Below are 19309 nucleotides of genomic sequence, written 5' to 3'. Positions count from 1 at the left end.
ATAAGTGTATTGAAGAAGGAATAGACTGGGGAGACGATGAAGAGTATTTAAATTTAATGGGAGAATTAGAAGATTTAAAAACTGATGAAAAAATTAATTATGAAATTATTTTAAAATATTAATATATTATAAAAGATAAATATTAATTAAGATAAATTATTTTAAAATATCGATATTAAAAATTAGAATAATTCTTAAGAAAAATAAACCAAAAGAAAATCTTATAAATAAAGTGGTAAAATGAGAATAGCTATTGTTTCCGGAAACTCCGAAGGTCCGACTGAATTGAATGCATTTGATAATGCTCTCTATGAAGCGGAAATTGGGGATGTTAATCTAATAAAAGTCTCCAGCATGCTTGAGGCCAATACAAAAGTAGAAAAATTACCTAAATTAAAGGCAGGTTCAATGGTAAACTGCGTTTTATCAAGCTTAACCTCCAAAAATAAGGGTGAGGAACTGGTTGCATGCATTGCAGTAGCTATTGGTGAAGAGTTAGGCTGTGCTGTAGAGACAAATGGAATCAATCAAAACGCGGAAGATGTGAAAAGCGAAGCAATTGAGATGGTAAAATACATGATGAATAAACGTGGTGTTGAAATCAAGGAATTGGTTGTTGAAGAGGCACACCATACCGTTGATGAAATAGGATCTGCAATAGCTGCAGTCATATACTTAAGAGATGATATAATTGAGGAATAAAGGAGGGAGAAGATGAATCAGGACGATATAAATTTGTGTAGAAATATAGCAACCACAGTTTTTGAAAAAGTGGAAAATCTCCTTGAGGGACAAGTAGGAAATCCGAAAGCTGGAGAATTTGTTAAAATAGGTGCAGACGGCACCCCTACATCATATATTGATATTATTGCTGAAGATGAAGTAATCAAACTCCTTAAAGATGCTGATTTTGAGTCTTACTTAATTAGTGAGGAAATCGGTGAACTTAAACTAGGAAAAGGAAAACAGGAATCAATTAGCCTTAGTGAAGAATTGCTTAATAACGTGCCAAAAACCAGAAAGGAAAAAGAGCAGGAAAAACCTAAATTCATTTTCCTCATTGATCCTCTTGATGGAACAAGCAATGCAATTAAGAACATTCCTGCATACGGCATGTCAATTGCAGTGGCTAATGTGCCTGAAGGAAGGGAAGCAACATTGGATGATGTGCAACTTGGTTTTGTAAAGAACTATGCCAATGGAAACTTCTATGAAGCGATCAAAGGAAATGGAGCTAAAAGAAATGGGGAACCAATGACTCCAAGCAGTGAAGCGGACTTGACTAAAATAAGCCTTGGAGGATTCACTAAAAGTAAAACATTATCCGTTTCCAAATTGGTGGACACTGCAAGAAGAATGAGAGTATTAGGTTCTGTAGTATTGGAGCTTGCTTATGTTGCAAGTGGAAAATATGATGCGTTTCTTGATTTGAGAGGAAGTAGAATTATCGATATTGCCGCTTCAAAGCTTATTGTAGAGGAAGCAGGAGCCATTGTAACAGACAAATATGGTGAAAAGCTAAACAGCAGATTAAGCATTTATGAAAAGGCTGTAGTTGTCAGTGCAGGAAATCCTGACCTTCATAATCAAATCATCAAGATCATAAACAACGATGAATTGGAAAAGATCCAAAGCGTTGCTATTGTAAGTAGAGTTGATGAGTACAAATCCGTATTGTTCTCACTTAAAATCTTCGAAACATTGGTAAATAAGAATTTGGAAATAGTTTTGGAATCATCTCTGGCAGAGAAATTGGAAGAGATTAAGGAAGATCCGGAACTCCATAAGATCATTGCAAAAACCATGAATGAAACTCCTGAAATCGCAAAGCATATTGAAAGCTTGAACTTCAATTACAATTTCATGGATTATGCTAAGGAATTGAACGAACTTAGAAGTGATATGGCAATCATTCTTGGAGGAGATGGAACACTTCTCAGGACTCAAAACCAATTGACAAAGGAAATCCCAATATTCGGAATCAACATGGGTACTGTAGGATTCTTAACAGAGATTGAAGTGGAGAATACATTCGAGGCTCTTGATGCAATCTTAGATGGAGAATGGTCCAAAGAGAAAAGAACACAAATCATCATTTCCCATGAAAATCAAAGCTTCCGTGCATTGAATGAAGTTGTAATTATGACTGCAAGGCCTGCAAAAATGCTCCATTATGAGATTTCCGTTGACGGAGAAGTTGTTGAGGAATTAAGGGCAGACGGATTGATCATTTCCACACCAAGTGGATCCACTGCATATTCAATGTCTGCAGGAGGACCTATTGTAGACCCTAAGGTAGGGGCATTCATCATAGTGCCTATTTGTCCATACAAATTGGGAGTCAGGCCATTCGTTGTATCTGATGCAAGTGAAATCAGAATCAAGCTCCTCAAGAGAGGTAAGAAAGCTATTTTCGTAATGGATGGACAAGTCCAAAAAGAAGTGAACTATATGGAAGAACTCATAATCAAAAAGTCAGAAAAAGACGTTTACTTTATGAGAATCAATAAGAAATACTTCTATAAGAAAGTTAAAGATAAACTTAATGAAGGAGGATTAGACAGTATCAACAGAGTATTATAAATATAACTTATAAATACTCTTTACTATCTCATATCCCCTAATTCTTTTTTTTAATTCTTTTTTATGATGATAAGATTTTTAACAATCTTTAAAATATCTTAATAGTGAAACAATAAGAGTGAAACAATGAATGTTTTTTTAGTTGATTTGACACATGGCGGAGTGAAAATATCCTCTGAACTTGCTAAATCTGGCGAATATGAAAAAGTGTTTGCCTATGACATCTACAATACTTTAAAAAAAGAGGATGAAGACCTTTTAAACACTTATGATGTGAATATAATCAAGGATTTGGACTCCTTTAAAAACCAAATCAAATCCAATTCAATAAGCAATATTGAAAGCGACAACACTCATAAAGATTTGATAATCAATCCTATTCATTCTTCACTTAATGTAAAAGAATTGCTAATTGAAATAAGCGGTTCAATAGATTCAAATGAAGAGGAAATATTAAACCAATACAAGATTCTCAATCATCATGAAGCTATAGAACTTGTTTTAAGCAATTGGAAAGAGGAAACAATCAATCAAGGCATAAAAACAGTTGAAATCACTGGAGTCAAAGGAAAAACCAGTGTTTCATTCCTTTTAAAAGAGATATTTTTAGAAAACAATGAGGATACATTGTTATTATCCAGTTTAGGTGCTTATCTGTTTAGAAAAAATGAAGATGATGAACAGAAAATCATATTGCAGAAGAACATCAGCATTACTCCAGCAAATATAATCAACACAATCCAATTAGCTAAAAAGATAGCAAATCCTAAATGCAACACATTTCCAATATGCGATAAGAACAAGGATTTAGACGAAATGATTGAAGATGAAATCATTTCTGAAGAATACAATGACAACCCTTACAAGGATTTGAATTATGACATTGCTGTTTTTGAAAATTCATTAGGAATATGCGGTTTAGCTGATATTGGAATCCTAACCAATCTGGTGGAAAACTACTCCATTGCAAAAGGAAGCTCAAATGCAAGAGAGGCTAAAAAGCAAGTCTTCAAATCTCCTTTGGTAGTTATCCAATATGAAACATTGAATGAATTCTACAAGGATGAAAAAGATAAATATTGTGAAAAGATCAATAGCTTCTCACTTGATAATCCAAATGCAAATGTATTCTGCGAATCCATTGACTATGGCATTGACAATACAAACATCAAAATCACTTATCATGATTTAAGAAGAATTGACAATGAATTGATAAATGGAGAGTTAGAGATAGATAGTTTTGCTCCAGGATCACATCATGTATCAAACATTTTATCTGCTGCAACAACCGCCCTTGCATTAGGCATAGATGTAGAAACAATTCAAAATGCTTTATCAAAATTTAAAGGAATCGATGGGAGAACAAACGTAAGGCAAATTGATGGCACTGATTTGAGAATTATTGAAGAAATCAATCCAGGAATAAATACAAAAGCAATTGAAAGTTCAATTAATATGATAAAAGACATTGATGATTACTACATCATCATTGGTGGAAAGTATGGAGTAACATGTGAAGAGATAGACGAGGAGAAACTATCCAAATTCTTGCATGAATATATGATGAACAATCCCAACACCAATCTTATTTTAACTGATGAACTTGGAAAGAGTTTAGAAAATAAATTAAACTTTTTAAATGAAGAGAATAAAGAAAATAAGGAAAATAAAGAAGAAACATTTAAAATAGAATTTATTGAAGACTATCATGAAGCTCAAAATAAGGCAATAGGAAACAATAAGAACATTCTATTCATTTACAGATCAAACTATTCACAAGTTTCCAAACGTTAAAACGAAAAATATTAAAAATTTAAATAATTTTATTAAGAACAATTTACAAAATTATAATGGTAAACCTTTTGAAATCAAATTTGATTAAAACTAAAAACCAAGGCGAATTAAATGATTGTTGGAACTAGAGGAAGCAAACTTGCACTTGTACAGACAGACTACATAAGAAGCTGCCTATACAATATCACTGGAGAAGAAGTGGAAAAGAATATTATAAAGACAAAGGGAGACAAGATCACAAATTCCCAATTATATAATATGGATTCCAAAGGACTTTTTACAAGAGAACTTGATAATGCATTGCTTGATGAGGAAGTTGATTTTGCAGTGCACAGCCTAAAGGATGTTCCTACTGAATTGAATGAAGATCTTGAAATTGTTGCAGTTCCTCCAAGAGAAAGTCCAAATGAAGTGCTTATTTCAAACTACAGCTGGAGCGAACTTGAAGAAGGTTCCACACTTGGAACAAGCAGCTTAAGAAGAGAAGCATTCTGCAAGCTCCATGATAAGGATTTTGAATTGAAACCTATCAGAGGCAATGTCGAAACAAGAATCAAAAAGGTTATGGATGGAGAAGTTGATGCTACAATCATGGCTGAAGCAGGATTGAACAGATTAGGTTTACAAAAATACATTAAAACCCAGTTTCCAACAGATTACATAATGCCTGCAGCAGGACAAGGAGCATTAGCTGTAATTACCAGAAAGGATAGTGAATTCAAAGAAACAATCGCTAAATTAAACCACTATTTCTCATTCCAAGAGGTATTGGCTGAGAAAACCATTCTTGAAGAGATTGGAGTCGGTTGCCAATGGCCGATTGGAGCAATAGCAAGAATAAAAGACAAGAAATTTGAGCTTAATTCCATCTTGTTGGATAAAAATGGAGAAATCCTATATAAGGAAAGCCTTAATGGAAGCATAAGAGAAGCTGAAGCTATGGGAAGAAAAATAGGAAAAGATATGCTTGAATTCCTATAAAATAGCTAAGAATTCTATGTATATTTAAAAATAAACTAATTTCTTTAATTTTTTTAAATATTTTTTAAATATTTTTTTAATGATAAATCCATTTCATGAAAAAACTTGAATTTTCATGAAATCAAAAATTTATCAAAATTTAAAAACTGATTAAAAATTCTTAAAAATTAATTTATCTTACTTTTTATTCTATTTTAAGAAAAATAACAGTTGATTTACTTTATTTTTTAATTTAAACTCATTTAGATATGAATAATATAATTATTGAGAAAAAATTATATAAAAAAATATAAAAATTTAATAATATTTATAAGTTATAAGACACAAAAATATATCTGAATAATTGGAGGAATATATTTGAGAACTATAAATGTTGGAGTTATAGGTGTAGGTGCAATGGGATACAACCATGCCCGTGTATATTCGAAATTAGAAAATGCTAATCTCGTAGCGGTGGCTGATGTAGTAAAGCCAACCTTAGATAAAGTTGTAAAAAAATATAAGACAAAAGGCTACTCAGAAATCGAAGACTTATTGAAAGATCCTGAAATTGAAGCAGTAAGTGTCTGTGTGCCAACAACCTTCCACCACGAAGTCGTAATGGAAGCTATAAAATATGGAAAGCACGTTTTAGTTGAAAAGCCAATTGCTTTTACTGCTGAAGAAGCTGAAGAAATGATTAAAGCTGCAAAAGAAGCAGGCGTAAAACTTGCAACAGGACATGTTGAAAGATTCAATCCTGCAGTGCAAAAAGCTAAGGAACTCATTGAAAATGAGGTTATTGGTGATTTAGTAACAATTTCAGCTAAAAGAGTAGGCCCTTTCCCACCAAGAATAAAAGATGTAGGTGTGGCTATTGACCTTGCAATTCACGATTTAGATGTAATGAACTTCTTGATTGAAGCTCCTGTAAAACAGGTTTATGCAACCATGAGCAGTATTTTAGACCAATCTGACTTTGAAGATCATGCAGAAATCATGATAAGCTTTGATGAAGACATTACAGGTATTTTAGAAGTAAACTGGTTAACTCCATACAAACGTAGACAAATCGAAATTACTGGTACTGATGGAATCATTACCATTGACTACATAGACCAAAGCATTGAAGTTTATGGTAAATTTGCACAAGACATACAAATCAAACCAGTAGAACCATTAAGCGAAGAATTAAACTCTTTCCTATGTAAAATTGAAGCAGATGAAGAACCTGAAATTACAGGTGAAGATGGTCTTAAAGCCCTTAAGATGGTTCTTGCAGCAAACAAATCATCTAAAGAACACAGCCCAATCAATTTTAAATAATCTCTTCAAGATTACAAAAATTAGTTTGAAAATATATTCTTAAAATTAAATTAAAATAAATCAAAATCAAAAAATCAATTATTAATAATTATAACACATATAAGTGAGGAGAAAAAATGAACCAAGATCTTATTAATAGAGCTCAAGAACTTAGAAACCATGGATTTACCACTGGTGAAATAGCAGATGAGCTTAATGTATCAATGGATACTGCACAATGGTTAACCTTACAAAGAAAAGAGGAAACTGTAGAAGCAGAAGCACCTGTTGACATTGCAATCAACTGGAACAGTTTAGGCGGAAGTGCTTCCAGACTCAGATATGTTGCAGCAGCTTTAAGTGACATTGCATTAAAGCATGGCGACCTTGACCTTGTTTTAGGAATTGCAACAAGCGGAGTTCCATTTGCAACCATGATGGCAGATGTAATTGAAGAATTGACTGGAACCACTACATGCATATCCATTTTCCACCCTAAAAAACACAGAACTAACCCAACAAACAGTGATGAAGGAGCTATAAGCAGCAACTTTGGAACTGTTGAAGGCAAAAAAATAGTTGTTGTCGATGATGTAATCACCAGCGGTGACACCATCACAGATGTAATTAAAGTGGTTAAAGACCATGGTGGAGATCCAGTTGTAGTAACTGTTTTAATTGATAAGTCAGGACTCGAAGAAGTGGACGGAGTCCCAGTAGAATCATTAATTAAAGTAAGTCAATTAAGTTAAATTAACTTACTTTATTTTTTTTATTAAAAAATTTTTTAGTTTTATATTTTACGAATAATTTATTTCATTTATTTCCAAAATCATCCCAGAAATGAGTTTGGAAAACACTATTTTTACTAAGCTCTTCTAATTTTAAGAACAGATTCCAAGGCATTGATAGGTTCATATATTCATCTGGAATCAATCGTCTCATATGAGCCCTAGCAGCAAAGTCAAGGGGACTTAAGACTGGAACAGGGTCGTCACTGTCTGCTTGCTCGAAAGTGAATGCACCAATAGCTTGACATGCAGATGCTTGTGGAGTCATTATATGAGCACTTTTTGACCTAAAGGAACCATTCAACTGAAGCACTGCAGATAATTCCATAGTGTTTAATGTGAAGACAACAGAATCTGGAGTTTCACCATCTTCAAGAAGTTCTATCGGCTTGAAAATCACATACTGCCCTTCATCATAGAAAGGCCTATTCTTAATGTTTTCATATGCAGTGTCAAAATCTGAAAAGATTCTCTCACCCTTCTTGAACATCTCTTGAGTAGGTTTTGGCATGAAGCTTAACCTATGCAGAAATGCTTCCTTATCCTTAGCAGACTCTGTACCTAAAGATAAAAAGGTGGCTTGAAACTCTCTGTCTTCATCTGTTTTGAATCCAGTTCCCCAACCAAAACCAGCAGACACTCCTCCACAGGTAATGTTTTCACGACCAAAAGCAGTGACTTTCCTTTTTGCAATTGTTTGTCCAACCAAAGACATCACACAACCGCCTCTTCCTGCTTTAGGAGCCAATGCATCATCTGGTTTTTCATCAGCTTTAATTAAAACTATAGGATCAAACTGTCCGTTCAATTCCTTTACAATATTAAATTCCATTTTAAAACAACCTTTATAATAATTAATTTTAGATTTATACAATGAAATATAAAGATTTTACTATTTAAAGGATGGAATGAAGATTAATAACTAAATTAAGTGTTGAAATAAAATAAAAATCCATACCCAAAATCAAAGTAACTTGCCAGTTACAAAAAAGATTTATATATATGCGAACAATAGTTAATATAAGAAATAAGATAAGTCATGAGGTTAAAGATGACAGAATTTGATAAAAATAAGGAAATAGATTTTCTGATAAATGAATTGATTTCCACAAATGATAGAATAGACAATAATATGGAAATTCCTGACAATTATGATGAAAAGAGAAAATTGCTTAGAGCATTGATGAATACACAAACTCCAGTGCAGTTAAGTGATGAATTCTATAAAATTCAAGATAGAATCCTTAGCGAGGAAACAAATAACAAAGATTTGGTCTCTTGTGAAGATATAGAAACAATTAGTCAAAATCCTAATGAAATAGACTCAAAGATAGCTTTATGGCAAGGAGACATAACTTATCTAAAAGCAGATGCAATAGTGAATGCAGCAAACAGCCAAATGTTAGGATGCTTTATTCCTTTGCATAACTGCATTGACAATCAGATTCATTCAGCATCAGGATTCCAGTTAAGAATGGACTGCTATAAGATCATGCAAGAGCAAGGCCATGAAGAGGCAAACGGAAATGCAAAAATCACCTCTGCCTATAATCTCCCTTCAAGATATGTCATTCATACTGTAGGTCCAGCAATACCTTATGGGAGAGAACCTGATGAGAATGAAATAAGAGAGCTTGAAAGCTGTTATCAATCTTGTTTGGAACTTGCAGATGAACATGAATTAAAATCAATAGCTTTTTGTTCAATATCCACTGGAGTCTTCAACTTCCCAAAAGACCAAGCTTCCAAATTAGCTATTGAAACTGTAAGAAACTATTTAAAGAACAATCAAAATACAAATCTTGAAAAGATAATATTCAACACATATTCAGATGAAGCAACAGAAATCTATAGGAAAAATCTAAAATAGGGAGTAAAAATATGGAAGAATATAATTTAAGAGTGGAAAAATTAAAAGAATTGATTGATGATGCTGATTATATATTGATAGGTGCAGGTGCAGGACTATCAACTGCTGCAGGAGTGGAATATGCTGGGAAAAGATTTACAGACAAGTTCCCAGAATTTATTGAAAAATATGGATTTCAGGACATGTACACTTCAATGTTCTATCCATTCAAAAGCCCAGAAGAAAGATGGGCATATTTTGCTAAGCATGTTTATGTAAACAACATTGGAATGGAAGGAACAGACCTTTATAAAAAACTCTTCAGCATAGTGAAAGATAAGGATTATTTCGTAATCACAACAAATACTGATGACCAATTCCTGAAATCAGGTTTTGACAAGAACAGATTCTTTAGAACACAAGGAACCTACAGCAAAATCCAATGCTCAAAGGCATGCCATAATAAATTATATGACGATACAGAATTGATCTTGGAAATGATGGAGAAAACTGATGAAGACTTGAAGATACCAAGTGAACTTGTTCCAAAATGCCCTGTTTGTGGCGAGGAAATGGACTTGAACTTAAGAAAAGACAGCTTCTTTGTAGAGGATGATGAGTGGCATGAACAAAATAAGAACTACATTGATTTTAGACAAAAGGCTTTAAATGGAAAATTGCTCCTTTTGGAATTTGGAATCGGATTTAACACCCCAATTATAATTCGTTTCCCATTCGATGATTTAGTGAAATCATATGAAAATGTCAATCTTGTGAGATTCAACAGGAGCCACACAGAATTAACAGTTAAACATAAAGGAAATTATTATTTGGTTCCTGAAGATGAACTTGGCAATTACATATCCCAAGACGTTAAAGAGAGATATGTTCCTTTCAAAGAGAGCATTGGTGAAACATTGGATAAAATAAAATAAAAAAATAATAAAAATAAAAAAAATAAGGTTAAATTTTGGTATTTCAGACATTAGTTTTCATTTGATTTAATTAATCTTTTAATATGCAAATCAGCCCAAATCATAGTTATTGTATTTACAACCAATTCACCAAGAATGATTCCCCACCATGCTCCATACTCTCCATAACCAAACACAATAGCTAAAAGTATTGCAAAGGCAAGAGTGAATACAGTTTCCCTCAAGATTGTCTGGAACATTGCAGTTATTCCATTTCCTGTTCCTTGGAAAACAAAGGTGGAAGTGCATCCATAACCCATAGTCGGGAAATAAATGACTATTACAGATAGGAATGCAATTAGCTGTGGAGTCAATCTTGTACTTGTACCTGTGTATGCAAATACAGAAACGATTTGTGGAGCAAAGAGATAAACAACTATTGCAGCGATGAACCCAAATAGAATGGCTATTTTCATAGAGTATCTATGAGCAACCAAAATCTCATCATACTTTTTAGCACCATAATTTGCACCTACAACAGATATTAATGCTGTAGCTATTGCAATTATTGGAGTTGTTGCAATGGTAACAACTCTCCAACCAGTTGAATAGACTGCAACTGCATCTGTATTTGCTACAATTACAAGCAAAAGTGAAAACAATGCAGCGAACAAAGCATTGTTGATCAATTCCAAGCTTGCAGGAAAACCTACCTTTATAATGTCCACAGCAATATCTTTATTGAACTTATAATTAGATAAAAATGGCTTTAAATAAGTATCCTTCTTCACATAGAACCAATAGAACAGAATAATATTCACAAGCAACAAGGATATTAATGTGGCAATTGCTGCTCCCTTAACCCCTAAATTAAGACCATAAATAAGAATTGGATCCAATATCATATTGAAGATTGAAGAAAATAGCATTGCATACATTGTCCTGTTTGCATCTCCTTCACCTCTTAGGACTCCATATAATGCATTTGATAAAATTACAAGAATGGAACCTGAAACTAAAATTACCCCATAATCCATTGCATAATCAATTGTGCTTCCTGCCCCCATCCCAAGGAGAATGTCCTTCAGGAATATAAGGAGTAGAATTGTTGTGATAATAGAAACAATGATTGTGATGAAAATAGTGTGAATGGCACCATTATCTGCCTTTTCCTTATTCTGTTCACCAATATATTTTGACAATGCAGAGGCAGAACCAGCCCCCAAACCATTTCCTATTCCCATAAGTGCAATGAATATAGGACTTACAAAACCAACACCTGCAAGTGCATCCGCCCCTAATCCAGATACCCAAATGGCATCGATTACACTGTAAAGACTTGTGATAAACAATGAAATGATAAGTGGAATAGACATTTTCCACAAAGCCTTCTTAGGATCTCCCAATATGGAGTCCACTCCTTGATGATTTGTTATGTTTTCACTCATTTTATCACAAATTCTTTAAATTCCTTTTAATCTTTAAAAATAAATAATAAAAATTCTCAAAAATAGCTAAAACTTTAATTATTTAAGTATTTTTAATTATTGGAAATTTTAATCCATTATAACTATATATAAAACAAAATTTATATAAATAACTATCAAGATGTGATATTATGGCTGAAAACAATTACGTAATCTTCAAAAAACAATATGGAAATATCAAAAGACCAAGAGTTAAAGAGTTATACATCAATCAAAATGGAGTGAAAATCTACGAAAAGGACCAATCCATGATAATCAATATCATTGTACCTGTTGAAGACTCAACCAAAACTGTCCAATACTTTGAAGAGTTCAATTTAGGTGAAGACATCCAATTCAACATTGCAGATACTGGTGACTTCGAATGCATTTTCAGAGGAATTTCTCCAGTTGCAGATAAGCAAAGCTATTCATCATTCTCAATCACAGTTCAGGAAAAGGATCCAAGACAAGATCAACTTCAAGAAAAATCCGATTTAATCGAAAGTAAAAACATAATATCACAAAAGTGAAAAATCACAAAATAAATTCCACCAATTTAAATAAAAATATGCCAAATATTTTTAATACTTATTAAGAAAAACATTAATTTAATCAATCATACATCTAATTATTTTATATTAGAAAATTTTCTAGATAACAAACCATCACCCAGCCTACATCACACCTCATTTATTTTCTTATTTTATAAAAATTTTTAAAAAATGAGCATCTAAAAAAGAATGCAAAATTTTTCATTTTTATTATAAAATTACAAGATGACATCAATATTAAAATAAAGTTGTAAAATTGCTTTAATTTAGTTATAATATTCTAAAAACTTTTTATAACCGATAATAATTTATATAATAAGGATAAATAAAAAAATAAAGAAAATTAAGCTAAATTAAGGTGAAATACATGATTGATGAAATCTTTGATGAATACGAAAAGCAACAAAAAGAGAATTTCTTAATGATAGGGAAACATTTTGGCATTGAAGGGGAATTTCTCTCAAGACCTAATGCAAACCATGATTTAATAATTATCTTAAAGAGCACCAATCTATTGAATGAAGAGATAGACTCCTTTGAACTCATAGATAATTTCTATGAAAAAATCGTCAAGGAAGGAATACTATTCGGATTAGGGTTTGGAAAGGCACATATGATAAAGAAAGTCTTGGAGTTGCCATTAAGCAAAAATGAAATATCTAAAATAAATCTGGAAGATTATAATGAGTTTTTTCCAAAGTTTGATGAATCAAAATCAGTTTTGAATGAATATTGCGAAGATGGAATGAAAAGGGTTCTTGTGACAATGAACGCAGAACTAAGCGATATTGAAAAAGAGGCTGAAGAAGTTCTTTTCATCTCTAAAATTATTGATAAGAACCATAATGAACTGAAAAAAATACTTTACGAAGAGTTTTTGGATATTTTTGAAATTGATAGGAAAAAAGCGAAATATGGTTTCCAGAAAAAGATCAGAATCAATTCAGAAATCTTGAGACCACAGATAAGGTCCAGATTCTTTAAGGAGATGGAAGGGACTTTCAAGGTCAAGGAAATTCTTGAAGAATATTTTGAACTGATGATAGATACAGGTGCCGAAATAGGAATAAAGGTAGGATTTGGAATAGTCATTGAAGATATTCAAAAAGACCAAATCAATTACAACAAGCTAAAAAATTTAAGTGAAACTGAAATCATGATGTATATCCAAAAGGAGCATAGCGATTACATCTTTAAAAAACACAATAATTGCCCTGTTTAAAAAAACAAAAAAACAAAGGTGGTGAAGATATGAGCTATTTGGTTAATGAAATTTACGAACTTTACGAAAAGCATTTAGAACTTACAGAACCTGTTTTAAAGGATATTGGAGTGGATGACAATATACACAATTACCTCATTGATGTGAATATTGACCTTGAAATATTGCTTGAATCAAATGACCTGATTAAATATGACCACGACAAATTGCAGGAAAAAATCAAGGAGGCATACGATGAAGTGTTTAAGGAAGGAATCTTATTTGGAATCATAGTTGGAAAGATCATCAAACTGAATAACTGTTTGGAAAATAAGGAAAAGTACAGCGACTATCTAGAAAGAGAATATGATTGTTATACAGAGTATAACTTTAAGATTGATTTCTTTAAAAAGACAATACCTCCAATAAAAATAAGGAAATCAACAAGGGAATCAAATCCAAGGCAATTGAATTACAGAAACAAGAAGTATGAGGAAAAAAGGGAAGTTGATGGGATAGATGTTAATTGCGAACCGGTCCAAGATGGAATATACACCATCAATGAAGAGATAATCGAATATAAGGAAAGAATTGAAAAAAATGGAATAATCAGTTTTCTTGAAGGGGAAGGAATTGATGGTGAATTGAAGGATAAATTCTCCAATATAAATGACAGATTGTTTGAAAAACTATTCAATATATTGGAAGTGAGTTTGAATAATGCTGAAAGAGCCTGTCAGAACTTTTATCGTTTTGATACATTTACAGCCCATGACATGTTTGTATCTGACATATTCGCAAATCTTGAAGGGGAATTTGAAGCTAAGGAATTGGTGGAACTTTATTTAAAATATGTTTTCTTCAAAGGATTGGATATTGGAATATTAAATGGAAAAATGTTTTTCATATATGATATCCAAGAGGGATTCCTGAATTATTATAAAATTCAAAATATGAACTCTAATGAAAAAAGCAGATATTTGATAAAAGAATTATTTGATTAAGGATTTCCTTAATCAAAAAAGAAAAAATAGTAATGTTAAACTAAAAAATCGTTTAACTTAAAAATAAAATATTTATCCTATTTGAGTACCGCAGTTGGTACAGAATTTATCTCCAGGATCTACCTGAGCACCACATTTAGGACATGCAGGAGCCTGTGGAGCTTGTGGAGCTTGTGGAGCTTCTGGTTTCCTACCATATTCCTTGGTTGGTTGAGCATCACCAATAACAGGACCGCTTGTGAAATCTTTTTGACTGTTGATTTCTTCAATCAATGTCCTCATGTTTGCAATCCTCTTATCATCAGATGGGTGAGTTGAGAAGAAGTCAAATTCATTTCCTCCCCTTTGGCTCATGCTTTCCCAAAATGCAGGAATTCCATTGATGTCGTAACCTGCCCAATGAATGATCAGCATACCTAATCTGTCAGCTTCCAATTCATGACCTCTTCCAAATGGTTTTACAAATAAGAAGTCAGAACCGATATTAGCGGCATTGATGGATGCTCTTGTAATGTCTCCAACTGAACCTAAACCGAAGATGTCCAAAATGAAACTTCCAAAGTAACCTGCTGTTGCAATGGTGTTCTTCGCACTTTCAACACTTGCACGAGTTCTTGAATGGTCAAGGAGTGCGTGTGCCATTTCGTGCCCTAAGATAAATGCAATCTTTTCTTCGGTGTTTGCAATTGAAAGAATTCCTGAAAACATTATTATTTTTCCACCAGGCATACAAAAAGCGTTTACAGTATTGTCTGCAATTAAATGTACATCCCAATCATAATAATCTTGAATATAGTCCATTCTGTCGATTTTTGTCAAGTAAGCCTCCACTGCCTTTATCAATCTGACAGCTACAGCTCTCACCAATTGACCTTCAGGAGCATTATCCAATACTTGAGCCTTTTGGAGCATAGCATAATATTGCCTATATGAGTCCTCCAAAAACTTATCATCATTTACAATGTCAAAATGACTTTTACCTGTAAACGGATTTAAACTACTTCTTTTATCTTTTGCCATCTAATCACCAAACAAATAATACTTATAATTAATTATGTAATAAGTTATAAAAATATTTTACATTTTGTATCCAGTTCCAACAAACTGAGCAATTTCCCTACCTGTGTCATCTGTAATATCCACATTAATTACAGAGGTTGTTCTACCGTCTTTACGGACTGAAGCCTTTGCTATAAGCTTTTCTCCTTTAGCTCCACTTAAATAGTTTATGCTTACCTGAAGACCTACTGTCAGCTTGTGCAGTTGATTGGACATGACTGCAAAGGCAAAATCACCAAGAGTGAATATTGCTCCACCCATTACAGCACCGAAACCATTTCTGAAATCATCCTTGATCTCCACACTGCAAATACAATAATCCTCTCCAAGCTCATCCAAATGAATGCCTAATTTTGCTGCAAACTTATCTCCATTGAAAAACTCTCTTGCTTCTTCTATTGATTCAAAAGTTGTCAAAAAATCACCTAATTAAAAATGTGAATTAAATTATTCTTAAATAATATTATTATATTGAAAATCATTTAAAAGATTATTCTACTTAATAAGGTTTAGAAATAAAAAAACAGATTATTCATCTGTTTTAACCTTTCTAATAAACTTAGCAGGAATTCCGGCAACGATAGAACATTCATCCACATCTTTTGTCACTACTGCTCCAGCTGCAATGATTGCCCCATCCCCTATTGTAACGCCAGGCAAAATAGTTGCATTAGAACCTATCCAAACCTTGTTTCCGATTCTTATTGGGGCTGCAATTAAATTTGCCCTATTTTTTGGATTCTCATCATGATTCAAGGTAGCCATAACAACATTATGGCCAACCAATACATCATCCTCAATATAGATTCCTCCTTGGTCCTGAAACTTGCATCCTGCATTGATGAAGACATTTCTGCCAAGATGAATGTTCTTTCCAAAATCTGTGAAAAATGGGGTGAAAACCCTAAATTCATCATCCAGTTCTTTACCAATCAATTTGGAGAAAAGTTCTCTTCTTTCATCAAAATCATGAAACTTATAATTTAATTCACAAGTGATCTTTTGAGCTTCAATACTATAATAATTGCATGCATCTGCAGCTTCCTCATCCATAACCAATGCATCACCAGCATTGAAAATATCCAATAGTTCATTAAGTTCTAACATAATAATAAATTGGTTTTGATAAGATATAAAAATTTTTAAAAAAAAAGACGGAAAATTTGAAAAACCTAAGGAAATAGTAAAATAGAATATGGAAAATAAGTTAAAAAAATAAATAAATAAAAAAAGAAAAGATTTGCAAAAAAATTCAAATAATAAAAATTATAGGATTTAAGTTAAATCCATATAATCTTCATTGAGTAGCTTTGATATTTTTATGCATTTATTTTTTATCGAATTTAATAAAGGATTTAATGATGTCTTCAAATCCTTTTCCTTCTTCTGCAGATTCAATTACTTTTTTGATTACGTCAAAAAGGTTGTGTTCATTCTCTGCAGGAGTGTCAGAAGTAGTTGTAACGCCAGTAGCTAATGCAATATCTTCAGCTTTTACAGTTTGTCTTTTTGCAATTGTTGCATATTCAATTGCTTTTTTAGCAACTGCATCTGCGTCAGCTTCTAAGTATGCAACTAATGCATCTACTGCATCAGCACTTACTCTTTCAGCACCTTCTTCTTGAATAATCCTTTTTACAGGAGCTTTAGGAATTGCCATAATTTACACCTCTTTATAATTGTATAATTTTTATTTTATTCTACTTATTTATAAAGTTTTTCCATATTTCTTACTTAATTAACTTAATATTTATACAAAATAATAAAAAATAATCATTTTTATGAATTCTTACATAAAAATGTCGAAACTCTACTTTGATCTAGAGGATTGATTAAAGAATAAATTTATTTTTCTTTTTAAATCTTTTTTAGATTCTTAACAACTTTTTATAAGAATTTAATCATTTAAATTAATTAAAACAAGCTAAAATCACTATTTTTTATAAGAAGTTCATATTCTTTAGAACCATAATAATATACATTAAAATTATAAAAAGATTTAAAAAAGATTTAAAAAAGAGTGTGAAAATTAAAAAAAAGATAAAAAAATTAAAAAAAGAAAAAATTAAGGAATCTAGACGATTCCTTGAGCGTTCATTGCGTCAACTACTTTTAAGAATCCTGCAATGTTAGCTCCAACTACATAGTTTTTCTCAAATCCGTAATCTTTAGCTGCTGCATCAACATTAGCAAAGATGTTTTCCATAATGGTTTGGAGTCTTGAATCAACTTCTTCAAAGGTCCAAGATAATCTTTGGGAGTTTTGAGACATTTCAAGAGCAGAAGTAGCTACTCCACCAGCATTGGAAGCTTTACCTGGTGCGAATAAAACACCGTTTTCTTGTAAGTATTCGGTAGCTTCAATAGTGGTAGGCATGTTTGCACCTTCAGCCACAGCAACTACACCATTAGCAACTAAAGTTTTTGCATCTTCTAATTGTAATTCGTTTTGGGTAGCACATGGAAGAGCAATGTCACATTTTACAGTCCATACACCTTTGCCTTCGTGGTATTCAGCGGATGGTCTTGCTTCAGCATATGCAGTTAATCTTTCACGTCTTACTTCTTTTACTTCTTTTAATAATTCTACATCGATTCCTTCTGGGTCGTAAATCCAACCGGTGGAATCGGAACAGGTTACAGGTTTACCGCCTAATTGTTGAGCTTTTTGAATTGCATAAATAGCTACGTTACCTGCACCGGATACTGCAATGGTTTTTCCTGCAATATCAATGTCATTTGCTTTTAACATTGCATTAGTGAAGTATAATAAACCATATCCAGTTGCTTCAGTTCTTGCTAAAGATCCACCAAAGGTTAATCCTTTACCAGTAAGCACTCCTTCGTATAATCCTTGGATTCTTTTGTATTGGCCGAATAAGTAACCGATTTCTCTACCACCTACACCGATATCTCCAGCAGGGACGTCAGTGTCAGCACCAATGTATTTGCAGAGTTCGGTCATGAAACTTTGACAGAAAGCCATAACTTCTCTGTCGGATTTTCCTTTAGGATCAAAGTTAGATCCACCTTTACCTCCACCAATTGGAAGGCCAGTTAAGGAGTTTTTGAAGATTTGTTCGAATCCTAAGAATTTAATAATACCTACATTTACGGAAGGGTGGAAACGAAGACCTCCTTTGTAAGGTCCGATTGCACTGTTGAATTGTACTCTGTAACCGGTGTTTACTTGAACTTGACCGTTGTCGTCTACCCAAGGGACTCTGAATTTTAATTGTCTTTCTGGGTTTACTAATCTTTCTAAAAGTGCATCTTTTCTGTATTGTTCTTCATTTTCTTCGATTACGACTCTTAAAGATTCTAATACTTCTTTTACAGCTTGATGAAACTCAGGTTCATCAGGGTTTTCTTTAACAATTAAGTCAATTACTTCATCAACATAGGACATAATTTAATCTCCATTTGTTTAATAAATAAAAAAATTAATGAATTTAAGATATTTTTAAATTTGAAAAAAATTAATTAAACTAATATTATTATCGTTGATCAAAAATAGCAATACAAAATTCAACTATATTTCAACTAACTATACTTAACTACAAAAGACATTTAACTATAGCTATTTCCAAACAACAATAAAAGAATATTAGTTAAATCAATTTTAGTGAAAAACAATTATTTAAAAAAAATTTAAATAATATCTTAGGACATTCTTTCAGATAAGATTTCACTATCATGACTTAAACATTTAAGATATTTCTATCAAAAAAGTTTATGCCTATGATAGTGGAAAACCTTTTCCGATTTTGATGTCTAATAATAAATTGAATAATATTCAATATAAAGGTACCTATTTTTAAAAAATTTT

At 32.3% G+C, this 19309-nt stretch carries 18 protein-coding genes; 11 read left to right on the top strand and 7 right to left on the bottom strand.

The genetic code is table 11. The features are described 5' to 3' along the window. The first annotated feature begins 240 nt into the window (after nucleotides 1-240). The 6 genes from ACKI67_RS09840 (at nucleotide 241) to ACKI67_RS09815 (ending at nucleotide 7394) form a co-directional block, all read left to right on the top strand. Nucleotides 241-702 carry a pyruvoyl-dependent arginine decarboxylase gene (locus ACKI67_RS09840; RefSeq protein ID WP_407463355.1) on the top strand — a complete coding sequence of 154 codons (462 nt, stop codon included), beginning with the start codon at nucleotides 241-243 and terminating at the stop codon, nucleotides 700-702. Between the two features lie 12 nt (nucleotides 703-714). Further along, nucleotides 715-2583 carry a bifunctional NADP phosphatase/NAD kinase gene (locus tag ACKI67_RS09835; RefSeq protein WP_407463354.1) on the top strand — a complete coding sequence of 623 codons (1869 nt, stop codon included), beginning with the start codon at nucleotides 715-717 and terminating at the stop codon, nucleotides 2581-2583. Nucleotides 2584-2709: 126 nt separating this feature from the next. After that, on the top strand, nucleotides 2710-4377 hold the full coding sequence (gene cfbE, locus ACKI67_RS09830; RefSeq protein WP_407463353.1) for a coenzyme F430 synthase: 1668 nt from the start codon (nucleotides 2710-2712) through the stop codon (nucleotides 4375-4377). Nucleotides 4378-4488: 111 nt separating this feature from the next. After that, nucleotides 4489-5358 carry a hydroxymethylbilane synthase gene (hemC, locus tag ACKI67_RS09825; protein WP_407463352.1) on the top strand — a complete coding sequence of 290 codons (870 nt, stop codon included), beginning with the start codon at nucleotides 4489-4491 and terminating at the stop codon, nucleotides 5356-5358. A 357-nt stretch (nucleotides 5359-5715) separates the two neighbouring features. Continuing rightward, nucleotides 5716-6663: a Gfo/Idh/MocA family oxidoreductase gene (locus ACKI67_RS09820; protein ID WP_407463351.1), complete on the top strand. Its 948-nt coding sequence runs from the start codon at nucleotides 5716-5718 to the stop codon at nucleotides 6661-6663. A 116-nt stretch (nucleotides 6664-6779) separates the two neighbouring features. Next, complete coding sequence (locus ACKI67_RS09815) at nucleotides 6780-7394, top strand: orotate phosphoribosyltransferase-like protein (RefSeq protein ID WP_407463350.1); 615 nt, start codon at nucleotides 6780-6782, stop codon at nucleotides 7392-7394. Nucleotides 7395-7458: 64 nt separating this feature from the next. Here ACKI67_RS09815 and ACKI67_RS09810 read toward each other — a convergent pair whose 3' ends face one another. Beyond that, nucleotides 7459-8265, bottom strand: coding sequence for a DUF169 domain-containing protein (locus tag ACKI67_RS09810; protein WP_407463349.1), 807 nt, complete (start codon nucleotides 8263-8265; stop codon nucleotides 7459-7461). A 219-nt stretch (nucleotides 8266-8484) separates the two neighbouring features. On the opposite strand from ACKI67_RS09810, the gene ACKI67_RS09805 reads away from it, so the two are divergent. Continuing rightward, nucleotides 8485-9303 (top strand): protein-ADP-ribose hydrolase, encoded by an 819-nt coding sequence (locus tag ACKI67_RS09805; protein ID WP_407463348.1) that lies wholly within the window; start codon nucleotides 8485-8487, stop codon nucleotides 9301-9303. An 11-nt stretch (nucleotides 9304-9314) separates the two neighbouring features. Next, nucleotides 9315-10217, top strand: a complete 903-nt coding sequence (locus ACKI67_RS09800; protein ID WP_407463347.1) for an SIR2 family NAD-dependent protein deacylase — start codon at nucleotides 9315-9317, stop codon at nucleotides 10215-10217. Nucleotides 10218-10267: 50 nt separating this feature from the next. Here ACKI67_RS09800 and ACKI67_RS09795 read toward each other — a convergent pair whose 3' ends face one another. Next, nucleotides 10268-11644, bottom strand: a complete 1377-nt coding sequence (locus tag ACKI67_RS09795; RefSeq protein WP_407463346.1) for an MATE family efflux transporter — start codon at nucleotides 11642-11644, stop codon at nucleotides 10268-10270. 170 nt (nucleotides 11645-11814) lie between these two features. Here ACKI67_RS09795 and ACKI67_RS09790 point away from each other — a divergent pair, with 170 nt between their 5' ends. From ACKI67_RS09790 to ACKI67_RS09780, 3 genes are all read left to right on the top strand, one after another. Next, nucleotides 11815-12195: a hypothetical protein gene (locus ACKI67_RS09790; RefSeq protein ID WP_407463345.1), complete on the top strand. Its 381-nt coding sequence runs from the start codon at nucleotides 11815-11817 to the stop codon at nucleotides 12193-12195. A 388-nt stretch (nucleotides 12196-12583) separates the two neighbouring features. Then, the gene (locus tag ACKI67_RS09785; RefSeq protein WP_407463344.1) at nucleotides 12584-13438 is read left to right on the top strand and encodes a hypothetical protein; all 855 of its coding nucleotides are present in this window, start codon (nucleotides 12584-12586) and stop codon (nucleotides 13436-13438) included. Nucleotides 13439-13467: 29 nt separating this feature from the next. Further along, nucleotides 13468-14421 (top strand): hypothetical protein, encoded by a 954-nt coding sequence (locus ACKI67_RS09780; protein WP_407463343.1) that lies wholly within the window; start codon nucleotides 13468-13470, stop codon nucleotides 14419-14421. Nucleotides 14422-14493: 72 nt separating this feature from the next. On the opposite strand, the gene ACKI67_RS09775 is transcribed toward ACKI67_RS09780, so the two are convergent. The 5 genes from ACKI67_RS09775 to gdhA all read right to left on the bottom strand — a co-directional run bounded on the left by ACKI67_RS09775 (nucleotide 14494) and on the right by gdhA (nucleotide 18889). Further along, nucleotides 14494-15441 (bottom strand): M48 family metalloprotease, encoded by a 948-nt coding sequence (locus ACKI67_RS09775; RefSeq protein WP_407463342.1) that lies wholly within the window; start codon nucleotides 15439-15441, stop codon nucleotides 14494-14496. Between the two features lie 57 nt (nucleotides 15442-15498). Further along, nucleotides 15499-15897: a PaaI family thioesterase gene (locus ACKI67_RS09770; RefSeq protein WP_407463341.1), complete on the bottom strand. Its 399-nt coding sequence runs from the start codon at nucleotides 15895-15897 to the stop codon at nucleotides 15499-15501. Between the two features lie 111 nt (nucleotides 15898-16008). Then, nucleotides 16009-16587: a DapH/DapD/GlmU-related protein gene (locus ACKI67_RS09765; RefSeq protein WP_407463340.1), complete on the bottom strand. Its 579-nt coding sequence runs from the start codon at nucleotides 16585-16587 to the stop codon at nucleotides 16009-16011. A gap of 220 nt (nucleotides 16588-16807) precedes the next feature. Beyond that, nucleotides 16808-17140, bottom strand: coding sequence for a histone family protein (locus ACKI67_RS09760; RefSeq protein WP_407463339.1), 333 nt, complete (start codon nucleotides 17138-17140; stop codon nucleotides 16808-16810). 414 nt (nucleotides 17141-17554) lie between these two features. Next, nucleotides 17555-18889 (bottom strand): NADP-specific glutamate dehydrogenase, encoded by a 1335-nt coding sequence (gdhA, locus tag ACKI67_RS09755; RefSeq protein ID WP_407463338.1) that lies wholly within the window; start codon nucleotides 18887-18889, stop codon nucleotides 17555-17557. Nucleotides 18890-19309: the final 420 nt, after the last annotated feature.

This window comes from Methanobrevibacter sp., from assembly GCF_045577275.1.
Taxonomy (GTDB): domain Archaea; phylum Methanobacteriota; class Methanobacteria; order Methanobacteriales; family Methanobacteriaceae; genus Methanobrevibacter.
The sequence above is the reverse complement of the archived record's forward strand: the minus strand, read 5'-3'. Positions and strand labels throughout refer to the sequence as shown.